Genomic DNA, 12,669 nt, shown 5'->3' with positions numbered 1-12,669 from the left:
ACCTGCACGCCGGGACCCGCTTCGGCGGCGGGCTGGCGGCCGGCGACCAGATCGGGGTGCGCGGCGGCCGGGTCGGCGGCGACGTGATCATGGGCAGCAAGGTCGAGCACCACTACCGCTCCGGCCCGGCCCGCACCTCCGGCGAGCTGCCGCCCGCCGAACTGGCGGAGCTGGCCGCGGTGTTCACCGGCGACCCCGGGCAGCTGGACGCGGCGCTGGCCCGGCTGCGCGAGGAGCGCGTCCTGGTGCTGTCCGGCGCCCCGTTCACCGGCCGCCGCAGCGCCGCGCTGATGCTGCTGCGCGGCCTGGGCGCCGCCCCCGTCCGGGCGCTGGACCCGAAGACCCCGCCGGCCGAGCTGGAGAAGGCACTGACCGGGGACGCCCGCGGATATCTGCTGGGCGACCTCGCGACCGACCGGGACAAGCCGCTGCGCGACATCGACCTGTTGGGCGTGCGGGGGATGCTGGCGGCGAAGAACGCCTATCTGGTGATCACCACCGGGCTGTACGCCTCGCTGCACGGCGTCGATCCCGTCGAGTGGCGGCCGCCGGCGCCCGAAGCGGTGCTGCGGGCCCACCTGCACCGGCGGGTGGACGATCCGGAACGCGAGCGCGAGCTGCTCGCACTGGAGCCGGCCCGCGACTTCCTGGCCCGGGACCACCACCAGTTGCGCGAGGCCGCCGCCTTCGCCGCCGCGCTGGCCGGCTACGCCCGGGGCGAGCGCACGGCGCGGGAACTGCGCGACTTCGGCCTGGCGGCGGTGACCGAACAGGTCCGGGAGTGGCTCGACGACGAGGTGACACCGCTGCGCGACAAGGCGTTCCTGGTCTCGCTCGCCGCCTTCAACGAGGCGCCCTACGCGCTGGCCGCCGAACTCAGCGACGAACTGCTGGCCGCGCTGCAGCGGACCGAGGACCCCGGCAGCCGGCCGCGGATCCCGGTCTTCGGCACCTCCATCACCAAGCGGCTGCTGCTGGCCCGTGCCCGCGGCTACGAGGAGGAGGAACACACCGAGTGGGGCCCGGTCGGCCAGTACAAGGCCGCCTTCGAGCAGCCGCTGGCGCCGGTCGTCCTGCTCCGCGAGGTGTGGACGGGCTACCCGTCCGCGCGGCCCGCCCTGATCGAGTGGCTGCGCCGGCTCGCGGACGACGGGCGCCCGCTGGTCCGCACCAGGGCCGCCGTCACCGCCGCCGTCCTGGTCCACGCCGACCTGCCGTCGGCCATGGCGCTGATCGTGCAGGGCTGGGCACGCGCCCAGCGCTACCGCTTCTGCCTGGTCGCCGCGAACACACTCGCGCTCGCCCACGCCCTCGGTGTCCCCAACGTCCCCGGCATTCTGCGGGCCTGGTGCGACAAGGACCAGCCCGAGCAGCGGCTGCGCTGGACGGCGATCCGCGCGTACGCCCTGGTCGGCACCGACATGCCGGCCGAGGCACTGGAGGCGCTCGCCGACGCGGCCCGCGCCCAGGGCCGCGAGGAGGACGCCGAGGAGATCGCCCAGTCGGTCGCGCTGCTGCTGACCGCCCCGGCCGGCGAGGTCCGCGCCGTCGTCCTGGCCGGTCTGGTCGACCTGCTCCAGGACAGGCCGCCGGTGCGCCGGATGGCACTGCGGGCCTTCGTGCTGGCCTGCGAGCACACCGACGACCTGCTGCTCCTGCGCTGGCACGCCGACGCGGCGGCGCTGGGCAGCACCGAGGACGACCGCCACCTGGCAGCGCTGTGGCGGACCGCCCTGGGCGATCTGTCGCACACCGGCGACGCGCTCGGGGCGCTCCGCCGCTGGGTACGGGAGGCCGACACCGACCCGGCGGCCGAACGGGCACTGGCCGGGCTGCTGCCCGCCATGGCGGTGACCGGCGACGACCGCAAGCGCCTCAGCCACCTGCTGCGGACGCTGCACGGCAAGCGCGGCGGGCCGCCGCCGGCGGTGGCCGACCGGCTGCTCGCCGTCCTCTAGTGCGCCCACCGCACGAGAACAGCACCCCAGAAGAGCAGTACCGCACAAGAACAGCAAGGCACCGGAACAGCAAGGAGAGATGAGCCATGGCGGATTTCCGCCGCCCCCCGGAGTGGGACCAGGGCGCCGACCGGCACAGCACGCTGCGCGACCCCGTACTGACGGTCCGCCAGCTGACCCGCTTCGAGTACCGCAAGCACTACACCCGGATCGACAACGCGCTGGTCTTCACCACCGGGCGGGGCGGCTTTGACGCCTACCTCCCGCCGCGCCGCCCGACCCGGTCCGAGGTCGCCGCCAAGCGGTACACCGCCGTCTACGAGGTGGACATGGGTGTCCACCGCGACGCGGTGTCCCTGCGGCTGCCGAGCGACAACGACGCCTTCGACTTCTCGGGCGAACTGGAGCTGAGCTGGCAGGTCGTCCGGCCCGAGCTGTTCGTGGCCAGCGGCGAACGCGATGTGCCGGCGCTGCTGACCCGGCGGCTGGAGGAGCTGGTCCGCCCGCGCAGCCGCAGCTTCCCCATCGACCACGGCTCGGCCGCCGAGCGGGCCGCGCTGGACGCGGTGGAGAAGGCCGGCCCGCTCGGTGGCGACATCGGGCTGCGGGTGGACCTGACGCTGCGGCTGCGGGTGGACGACGAGGCGATCACCCATCAGCAGGCGCTGCGTCAGACCCGGTACGCGGACGAACGGCTCGGCCCCGCGCATGAGTTGGCGATGCGTGAGGACCGGCTCCAGGCCGAACGGGTCGCCGCCCGGGCCCGGCAGGAGCACGAGCTGGCGATGCTCCAGGGCCGCGCCGAGATCGAACGCCAGAGCCTGGAGGCGCAGAAGATCGCCTACTACCAGCACTACCTCCAGCACGGCGGGGTCGCCGCCTGGGCGCTGCACCTCTCCCAGCACCCGGAGGACTCCCGGCTGGTGATGGAGAACCTCCGGCAGGACCAACTCGCCCTGATCAGAAGTCAGATGGGCGTGGCCATGGAGGTGCTCAAGGGCGAGGGCCTGGAGGACTACCAGCGGGAGAGCATCAACAAGTACGCGGTCGACATCGTCGAGGAGGTCCTCACCCGGAACCTGCCGGGCGCCGGTCCGACCCCGCCCGCCCCGGGCGGGCTGCCCTGGGAGGGGTCCCACGGCGGGGCCGCCGACCGGCCGCCGGCTGATCAGGACGCTCCAGCGGCGGAGCAGCCGTAACGGCGGCCGCGGCCGGCCACCGGCCCGGCGTCACGCACTGGTGCGCGCAGCGCGACATCACCCTTGTTCGGACTTGTTCGGAAGGCCCATCGTCATGACCGTCCCACCCGACCCCGCCTACCCCATAGTGCCCGCGGCCCCGGCCGCTTCCGCGCCGCCACCCCCGCCGTACCCCGGGGCCACCCAGGCGCCCACCCCGGTCCCGCCGCCGTACCCCGGGGCCGGCGTACCGGCGACCCCTCCCCCGCCGACGCCCACGCCTAGGCCCACGCCCACGCCCGCCGCTGTCCCCGCCGCTGCGAGCCCCCACCCCCATGAGATGGACTTCGACCAGCCGGGCCGGGTCCACCTCGCCGAGCGCCAGCGCGGCGCCGACGCCACCGCCTGGGGCCAGCTGCTGCTGCACCTGCCGAGCCTGCTGGTCAGCCTGGTGCTGGTCGTCGCGGTGGCCACCACCTTGCTGCCGGCCGGTATCGGCTGGGTGCTGGTGCTGCTCTGGATCGGCTCGGGCGCCCTGGTCTTCCACCCGCCCGCCGAGGGCGTCTTCGCCCGCCACCTGCTGCATCTGCGCTACCCCACCCCGCAGGAGCGGGCCCGGCTGGAGCCGGTGTGGCGCGGGGTGGCCGCCCGGGCCGGCGTCGAGAGCCGGAAGTACGAGCTGTGGATCGAGGACAGCGACGAGCTCAACGCGCTGGCCGCCGCCGGTCACATCGTCGGCGTGACCCGCTTCTCCCTCGACACCCTGCCCAGCGGCCAGCTCGCCGCCGTGCTGGCCCACGAGCTCGGGCACCACACCGGCGGCCACGCCTGGTCGTCGCTGCTCGGCTACTGGTACGGGCTGCCCGGCCGCCTGGCCTGGGCGGCGGTCCGGGCCGTGGCGCGCTTCGCGCTGCTGCTCGGAGCGCGCGTCAACGGGTGCGCCGCGGTGATCGTCCTGGCCGTCCTGGGCGGCCTGGTGCTGACCTTCGCCGCCCACTACTGGCTCATCCTGCTCCCGCTGCTGGCCGCGCCCTACCTGCTGGCCGCGGTCGGCCGCCGCACCGAATTACGCGCCGACCAGCACGCGGCGGCGCTGGGCTTCGGGCCGATGCTGGCCGAGGTGCTGGGCGCCATGCACACCCAGGAGCAGGAGGCCGAGCGCGCCGCCGCCCGGGCGCTGTCCGCCCACGGGGCCGCCGCGCCGTCGGGCGAACCGGCCCTGCTGGCCAGGCTGCTCATCTCGCACCCCGACTACCACACCCGGCTCCACCACCTGCGGCCGTACCTGGAGCCGTCCCGCTGAGCCGCGCCGGGCGGTCACCGGAGGGGGGTGACCGCCCGGCGCACCCCGGGGGATTCCGCGCGGCGGACCGGCCGGCCCGTCAGCTGCCGGCGATCACGCTGAACACGAAGAGCAGCGCCCAGGAGGCGATGCCCAGGTAACCGATCCACAGCCCGGCGGTGGCCAGTCCGTCGCCGTCGTCACCGTTCGCGGCGATCTCCCGCTTGGCGCTATGGCCCAGGACGACCGCCACCACCGACCCCACCCCGCACAGGCCGCTGCCGGCCAGCGAGCAGACCAGCGCGGCGATCGCCTTGCCATTGGTCCTGGGCGGCGGCGGTGGCAGCGGATAGGGGTACGGCCGCATCGCCGGCCCGGGAGCCGGCGGTCTCGGGCGCGGCACGTCCGCGGTGAGAACGTCCAACTCCTGGTACGTACGCGCCCGGTACGCCTGGCCGACCCGGTCCTCGTACTCGTCCAGGGTCAACCGCCCCTCGGTGAACGCGTCCTTGAGGACGTGCACCGCTCGCTCACGATCCGCATCACCGGCAAGCATGCTTCCATCATGCAGCAGGGCGGCCGCTCCCGGAGAGGAACGACCGCCCTGCGTTCATCTGATGGGCCCGGACGGGCCCGGCTGGGCCGCGGCGGACTCAGCCCGCGACCTCAGCCCATGACCTCAGCCGTTGTACGGGCCGTAGTCGTAGTCCTCCAGCGGGACCGCCTGGCCGGAGCCGGTGCCGAAGGGGCTGTAGTCGATGTCGTCGTAGCCGACGGCCGAGTACATCGCGGCCTTGGCCTCCTCGGTGGGCTCCACCCGGATGTTGCGGTAGCGGGACAGACCCGTACCGGCCGGGATGAGCTTGCCGATGATGACGTTCTCCTTCAGGCCCAGCAGCGAGTCGGACTTGGCGTGGATCGCCGCGTCCGTCAGCACCCGGGTGGTCTCCTGGAAGGACGCCGCCGACAGCCACGACTCGGTGGCCAGCGACGCCTTGGTGATACCCATCAGCTGCGGCCGGCCGGAGGCGGGGTGACCGCCTTCGGTGACCACCCGGCGGTTCTCCTGCTCGAACCGGCCCCGCTCGACGAGCTCGCCGGGCAGCAGCTCCGCGTCACCCGACTCGATGATCGTCACCCGGCGCAGCATCTGCCGGATGATGATCTCGATGTGCTTGTCGTGGATCGACACACCCTGCGAGTTGTAGACCTTCTGCACTTCCTGCACCAGGTGGATCTGCACCTGGCGCTGGCCGAGGATCCGCAGCACGTCGTGCGGGTTGGTGGCGCCGTAGGTGAGCTTCTGGCCGACCTCTACGTGGTCGCCCTCGCCCACCTGGAGCTTCACGCGCTTGGAGATCGGGTAGGCGATCTCGTCGGCGCCGTCGTCGGGGGTGACGACGATCTTCTTGGTCTTCTCGGTCTCCTCGATCCGGACCCGGCCGGCCGCCTCGGAGATCGGGGCGACACCCTTCGGGACACGGGCTTCGAAGAGCTCGACCACACGCGGCAGACCCTGCGTGATGTCGTCACCTGCCACACCACCGGTGTGGAAGGTACGCATGGTCAGCTGCGTGCCGGGCTCACCGATCGACTGGGCCGCGATGATACCGACGGCCTCGCCGATGTCCACCAGCTTGCCGGTGGCCAGCGAGCGGCCGTAGCAGAAGGCACAGGTGCCGACGGCCGACTCGCAGGTGAGGATCGAGCGGGTCTTGACCTCCTCGACCCCCAGCCGGACCAGCTGGTCGATCAGCACGTCGCCGAGGTCGACGTTGGCGGTCGCGACGACCTTGCCGTCCACCACCACGTCCTCGGCGAGCATCCGCGCGTACACGCTGGTCTCGACGTCGTCCGTCTTGCGCAGCGTGCCGTCCTCGCCGCGGCTGGCGATCCGCAGCTTCAGACCGCGCTCGGTGCCGCAGTCCTCCTCGCGGATGATCACGTCCTGCGAGACGTCCACCAGACGACGGGTCAGGTAACCCGAGTCGGCGGTGCGCAGCGCGGTGTCGGCCAGGCCCTTACGGGCACCGTGGGTGGAGATGAAGTACTCCAGCACGGACAGGCCCTCACGGAAGGACGCCTTGATCGGCCGCGGGATGGTCTCGTTCTTAGCGTTCGAGACCAGACCGCGCATACCGGCGATCTGCCGCATCTGCATCATGTTTCCGCGGGCGCCCGAGTCGACCATCATGAAGATCGGGTTGGTCCGCGGGAAGTTGGCGTTCATCGCCACGGCGACCTCGTTGGTCGCCTTGGTCCAGATGCCGATCAGCTCGTCGGAGCGCTCCTGCTTGGTGATCAGACCGCGCTCGTACTGCTTCTGCACCTTCTCGTCCATCGCCTCGTAGGAAGCGATGATCGCCTTCTTCGCCTCCGGCACCACGATGTCGGTGACGGCCACCGTCACACCCGAGCGGGTGGCCCAGTGGAAGCCGGCCGCCTTCAGGTTGTCGAGCGTCGCCGCCACGATGACCTTCGGGTAGCGCTCGGCGAGGTCGTTGACGATCTCGGAGAGCTGCTTCTTGCCGACCGGCTGGTCGACGAAGGGGTAGTCCTCGGGCAGCAGCTCGTTGAAGAGCGCGCGGCCCAGGGTGGTGCGCAGCCGGAAGGAGTCGCCCAGCTGGTACGGCCGGCTGTCGTCGTCGCCCTCGACGGGCTCCGGCGGGGTCCAGCCGCGCGGCGGGACGGTGCCGACCGGGAACCGGATGTCGACCGGGGCCTGCATCGACAGCTCGCGGTTGTCGAACGCCATGATCGCCTCGGCGGTGGCGCCGAACGCCCGGCCCTCCCCGATGACCTCGCGCTCCTCGGAGTCCGTGGTCAGGAAGAACAGCCCGAGCACCATGTCCTGGGTCGGCATGGTGACCGGCCGGCCGTCGGCCGGCTTGAGGATGTTGTTCGAGGACAGCATCAGGATGCGGGCCTCGGCCTGCGCCTCGGCGGACAGCGGCAGGTGCACCGCCATCTGGTCGCCGTCGAAGTCCGCGTTGAAGGCGGTGCAGACCAGCGGGTGGATCTGGATGGCCTTGCCCTCGACCAGCTGCGGCTCGAAGGCCTGGATGCCCAGGCGGTGCAGGGTCGGTGCCCGGTTGAGCAGCACCGGGTGCTCGGCGATGACCTCTTCCAGCACGTCGTACACGACCGTGCGGCCGCGCTCGACCATGCGCTTGGCCGACTTGATGTTCTGCGCGTGGTTCAGGTCCACCAGGCGCTTCATCACGAACGGCTTGAAGAGCTCCAGCGCCATGGCCTTGGGCAGACCGCACTGGTGCAGCTTGAGCTGCGGGCCGACCACGATCACCGAACGGGCGGAGTAGTCGACGCGCTTGCCGAGCAGGTTCTGGCGGAACCGGCCCTGCTTGCCCTTGAGCATGTCGGACAGCGACTTCAGCGGACGGTTGCCGGGGCCCGTGACCGGGCGGCCGCGGCGGCCGTTGTCGAAGAGCGCGTCGACGGCCTCCTGGAGCATCCGCTTCTCGTTGTTCACGATGATCTCGGGCGCGCCGAGGTCGAGCAGTCGCTTCAGGCGGTTGTTGCGGTTGATCACCCGGCGGTACAGGTCGTTCAGGTCGGAGGTCGCGAAGCGGCCACCGTCCAGCTGCACCATCGGACGCAGGTCCGGCGGGATGACCGGGACGCAGTCCAGCACCATGCCACCGGGCTTGTTGGTGGTCTGCAGGAACGCCGAGACGACCTTGAGGCGCTTGAGGGCGCGGGTCTTCTTCTGGCCCTTGCCGGTGCGGATGATCTCGCGGAGGCGCTCGGCCTCCTCGTCCAGGTCGAAGGACTCCAGGCGCTTTTGCAGCGCCGCGGCACCCATCGAGCCGGAGAAGTACGTGCCGAAGCGGTCGCGCAGCTCGCGGTAGAGCAGCTCGTCGCCCTCCAGGTCCTGGACCTTGAGGTTCTTGAAGCGGGCCCACACCTCGTCGAGGCGGTCCAGCTCGCGCTGGGCGCGGTCGCGCAGCTGCTTCATCTCGCGCTCGGCGCCTTCGCGCACCTTGCGGCGCACGTCGGCCTTGGCGCCCTCGTTCTCCAGCTCGGCGAGGTCGGCTTCCAGCTTCTTCTGGCGGGCCTCCACGTCGGCGTCCCGGCGCTGCTCGATCTGGCTGCGCTCGACGGAGACCTGGGCCTCCAGCGACGGCAGGTCGCGCGTACGGCGCTCCTCGTCCACCCACGTGATCATGTACGCCGCGAAGTAGATGACCTTCTCCAGGTCCTTCGGGGCGAGGTCCAGCAGGTAGCCGAGGCGGGACGGGACACCCTTGAAGTACCAGATGTGGGTGACCGGCGCGGCCAGCTCGATGTGGCCCATCCGCTCACGACGCACCTTGGCGCGAGTGACCTCGACGCCGCAGCGCTCGCAGATGATGCCCTTGAAGCGGACACGCTTGTACTTGCCGCAGTAGCACTCCCAGTCCCGGGTGGGGCCGAAGATCTTCTCGCAGAAGAGCCCGTCCTTTTCCGGCTTGAGGGTGCGGTAGTTGATGGTCTCCGGCTTCTTGACCTCGCCGTGGGACCAGGTCCGGATGTCGTCCGCGGTGGCCAGGCCGATCCGCAGCTCATCGAAGAAGTTGACGTCGAGCACTGTGTCGTCAATCCCTCTCGGGTTGATTCTCAAAAATGGTCTGGACGGGTCCTGGGGGTCCCCCCGAGCCGCGTGCGCGGATCAGGGGGCGGAGCGGCACCGGGTCTCGGGGGAGGCCCGGTGCCAACCCGTCAGACCTCTTCGACGCTGCTCGGCTCGCGCCGGGACAGGTCGATACCGAGCTCCTCCGCCGCGCGGAACACGTCCTCGTCCGTGTCCCGCATCTCGATGGACATACCGTCCGAGGACAGCACCTCCACGTTGAGGCAGAGCGACTGCATCTCCTTGATGAGCACCTTGAAGGACTCGGGGATGCCGGGCTCGGGAATGTTCTCGCCCTTGACGATGGCCTCGTAGACCTTCACGCGGCCGAGCACGTCGTCGGACTTGATGGTCAGCAGTTCCTGGAGGGCGTATGCGGCGCCGTACGCTTCCAGCGCCCACACCTCCATCTCGCCGAATCGCTGTCCGCCGAACTGCGCCTTACCACCCAGCGGCTGCTGGGTGATCATCGAGTACGGACCGGTGGACCGGGCGTGCAGCTTGTCGTCCACCAGGTGGTGCAGCTTGAGGATGTACATGTAGCCGACCGAGATCGGCTCCGGGAACGGCTCGCCGGAGCGGCCGTCGAACATCCTGGCCTTGCCGGAGGGCAGCACCATGCGGTCGCCGTCGCGGTTGGGGACCGTGGCCTCGAACAGGCCGGCGATCTCGTCCTCGCGGGCGCCGTCGAAGACCGGGGTGGCGACGTTGGTGTTCGGCTCGACGTGGCCGGCACCGATGGTGTCCAGCCTGCGGGCCCACTCGTCGGCGATCCCGGCGACGTCCCAGCCCTGCTTGGCCAGCCAGCCCAGGTGGATCTCCAGCACCTGTCCCGGGTTCATCCGGGACGGGACGCCGAGCGGGTTGAGGATGATGTCGACCGCGGTGCCGTCCTCCAGGAACGGCATGTCCTCGACCGGCAGGATCTTGGAGATGACGCCCTTGTTGCCGTGGCGGCCGGCCAGCTTGTCGCCGTCGGTGATCTTCCGCTTCTGCGCCACGTACACGCGCACCAGCTGGTTGACACCGGGCGGCAGCTCGTCGCCCTCCTCGCGGTCGAAGACGCGGACGCCGATGACCTTGCCGACCTCGCCGTGCGGCACCTTCAGCGAGGTGTCCCGCACCTCGCGGGCCTTCTCGCCGAAGATCGCGCGCAGCAGCCGCTCCTCCGGGGTCAGCTCGGTCTCGCCCTTGGGCGTGACCTTGCCGACCAGGATGTCGCCGGCCACCACGTCGGCGCCGATCCGGATGATCCCGCGCTCGTCGAGGTCCGCGAGGACCTCCTCGGAGACGTTCGGGATGTCCCGGGTGATCTCCTCGGGGCCCAGCTTGGTGTCCCGGGCGTCGACCTCGTGCTCCTCGATGTGGATCGAGGACAGGACGTCGTCCTGCACGAGGCGCTGCGACAGGATGATCGCGTCCTCGTAGTTGTGGCCCTCCCAGGGCATGAACGCCACCAGGAGGTTCTTGCCGAGGGCCATCTCGCCCTCTTCGGTGGACGGGCCGTCGGCGAGCACCTGGGTGGCGACGACGCGGTCGCCCTCGTTCACCACGACCTTCTGGTTGAAGGAGGTGCCCTGGTTGGAGCGGGAGAACTTGGCGACCCGGTAGGTGTTGTAGGTGCCGTCGTCGTTGGTGACCGTGACGTAGTCCGCGGAGACCTCCTGGACCACACCGTCCTTCTCGGCCTTGATGACGTCGCCCGCGTCGACCGCGCAGCGGTACTCCATGCCGGTGCCGACCAGCGGCGCTTCCGACTTGATCAGCGGCACGGCCTGGCGCATCATGTTCGATCCCATGAGCGCGCGGTTGGCGTCGTCGTGCTCCAGGAACGGGATCATCGCGGTGGCGACCGACACCATCTGGCGCGGCGAGACGTCCATGTAGTCGACGTCGTCGCCGGGGATGTAGTCGATCTCGCCGCCGCGGCGGCGGACCAGCACCCGGGACTCGGCGAACCGCAGGTCCTCGGTCAGCGGCGCGTTGGCCTGCGCGATGACGAAGCGGTCCTCCTCGTCGGCGGTCAGGTAGTCCACGTCGTCGGTGACGACACCCTCGATGACCTTGCGGTACGGGGTCTCGACGAAGCCGAAGGCGTTGACCCGGCCGTAGGAGGCCAGCGAGCCGATCAGGCCGATGTTCGGGCCTTCCGGGGTCTCGATCGGGCACATCCGGCCGTAGTGGGACGGGTGCACGTCGCGGACCTCGAAGCCGGCCCGCTCACGGGACAGACCGCCGGGGCCCAGCGCCGACAGGCGGCGCTTGTGGGTCAGGCCGGACAGCGGGTTCGTCTGGTCCATGAACTGGGACAGCTGGCTGGTGCCGAAGAACTCCTTGATGGAGGCGACGACCGGCCGGATGTTGATCAGGGTCTGCGGCGTGATCGCCTCGACGTCCTGGGTCGTCATCCGCTCGCGGACCACGCGCTCCATCCGGGCCAGGCCGGTACGGACCTGGTTCTGGATGAGCTCGCCCACGTTGCGCAGACGGCGGTTGCCGAAGTGGTCGATGTCGTCGACCTCGACCACGATCTGGGTGCCGCTGTTGCCTTCGGTCTCGGTCTCGCCGGCGTGCAGCTTGACCAGGTACTTGATGGTGGCGGTGATGTCGTCGGTGGTGAGCACGCCGGCGTCCAGCGGGGCTTCGCCGCCCAGCTTCTTGTTCACCTTGTAGCGGCCGACCTTCGCCAGGTCGTAGCGCTTGGGGTTGAAGTAGAGGTTCTCCAGCAGGGTCTGGGCGGCCTCCTTGGTCGGCGGCTCGCCCGGGCGCAGCTTGCGGTAGATGTCCAGCAGCGCGTCGTCCTGGCCCTGGGTGTGGTCCTTCTCCAGGGTGGCGCGCATCGACTCGTACTCGCCGAACTCCTCCAGGATCTGCTCGGTGCTCCAGCCGAGCGCCTTGAGCAGCACGGTGACCGACTGCTTGCGCTTGCGGTCGATGCGGACACCGACCATGTCGCGCTTGTCGATCTCCATCTCCAGCCAGGCACCCCGGGACGGGATGATCTTGGCGGAGAAGATGTCCTTGTCGGAGGTCTTGTCGATCTGGCTGTCGAAGTAGACACCCGGCGAGCGGACCAGCTGCGACACCACGACACGCTCGGTGCCGTTGATGCAGAAGGTGCCCTTGTTGGTCATCAGGGGGAAGTCGCCCATGAAGACCGTCTGGGACTTGATCTCGCCGGTCTCGTTGTTGGTGAACTCGGCGGTGACGAAGAGCGGCGCGCCGTAGGTGAAGTCGCGCTCCTTGCACTCGTCCAGCGAGTTCTTCGGGGGCTCGAAGCGGTGGTCACGGAACGTGAGTGACATCGACCCGGAGAAGTCCTCGATCGGAGAGATCTCCTCGAAGATCTCCTCCAGACCGGACTTCCTGGGGACATCCTGCCCACTGTCAAGGGCCGCCTCGACCCGGGCCTTCCACGCGGCATTCCCGAGCAGCCAGTCAAAGCTCTCGGTCTGGAGCGCGAGGAGGTTCGGAACTTCGAGCGGTTCACGGATCTTCGCGAAAGAAATGCGCAGCGGTGCGGTGCTTGCGCCGTTGTTCGAGTTGGTAGTCGAGGCGTTGCGCGAGGCGGCCAAGAGGGGGTCCTTCCGAGGGCTCGGACTCACTACGCGCGTACCGGTC

General features: G+C 70.4%; 6 protein-coding genes. 3 read left to right on the top strand and 3 right to left on the bottom strand.

The features are described 5' to 3' along the window. From GA0115240_RS37440 to GA0115240_RS30920, 3 genes are all read left to right on the top strand, one after another. Window positions 1-1,958: hypothetical protein (locus tag GA0115240_RS37440; protein WP_093741841.1), on the top strand; the 1,958-nt coding region annotated here is incomplete at its 5' end. Between the two features lie 86 nt (window positions 1,959-2,044). Beyond that, complete coding sequence (locus tag GA0115240_RS30925; RefSeq protein WP_176725222.1) at window positions 2,045-3,157, top strand: PE-PGRS family protein; 1,113 nt, start codon at window positions 2,045-2,047, stop codon at window positions 3,155-3,157. Between the two features lie 319 nt (window positions 3,158-3,476). Beyond that, entirely contained in the window at window positions 3,477-4,439 is a 963-nt protein-coding gene (locus tag GA0115240_RS30920; RefSeq protein ID WP_093741839.1) for a M48 family metalloprotease, read from the top strand. 79 nt (window positions 4,440-4,518) lie between these two features. Here the strand turns inward: GA0115240_RS30920 and GA0115240_RS30915 are convergent, their stop codons facing one another. From GA0115240_RS30915 to rpoB, 3 genes are all read right to left on the bottom strand, one after another. Further along, a complete protein-coding gene (locus GA0115240_RS30915; protein ID WP_093741838.1) occupies window positions 4,519-4,974 on the bottom strand; it encodes a DUF1707 and DUF4190 domain-containing protein in 456 nt (151 codons plus the stop codon). 123 nt (window positions 4,975-5,097) lie between these two features. Then, window positions 5,098-9,006, bottom strand: coding sequence for a DNA-directed RNA polymerase subunit beta' (locus GA0115240_RS30910; RefSeq protein ID WP_093741837.1), 3,909 nt, complete (start codon window positions 9,004-9,006; stop codon window positions 5,098-5,100). 131 nt (window positions 9,007-9,137) lie between these two features. Continuing rightward, window positions 9,138-12,623, bottom strand: coding sequence for a DNA-directed RNA polymerase subunit beta (gene rpoB / locus GA0115240_RS30905; RefSeq protein WP_093741835.1), 3,486 nt, complete (start codon window positions 12,621-12,623; stop codon window positions 9,138-9,140). Window positions 12,624-12,669: the final 46 nt, after the last annotated feature.

Origin of the sequence: Streptomyces sp. DvalAA-14, assembly GCF_900091855.1 — a bacterium.
Taxonomy (GTDB): domain Bacteria; phylum Actinomycetota; class Actinomycetes; order Streptomycetales; family Streptomycetaceae; genus Actinacidiphila.
This window is presented reverse-complemented; position numbering and strand designations above follow the sequence as displayed.

Coding starts and splice junctions, on each gene's coding strand:
- GA0115240_RS30915 (WP_093741838.1), bottom strand. CDS start 4,974: ATGCTTGCCGGTGATGCGGATCGTGAGCGAGCGGTGCACGTCCTCAAG.
- GA0115240_RS30920 (WP_093741839.1), top strand. CDS start 3,477: ATGGACTTCGACCAGCCGGGCCGGGTCCACCTCGCCGAGCGCCAGCGC.
- GA0115240_RS30925 (WP_176725222.1), top strand. CDS start 2,045: ATGGCGGATTTCCGCCGCCCCCCGGAGTGGGACCAGGGCGCCGACCGG.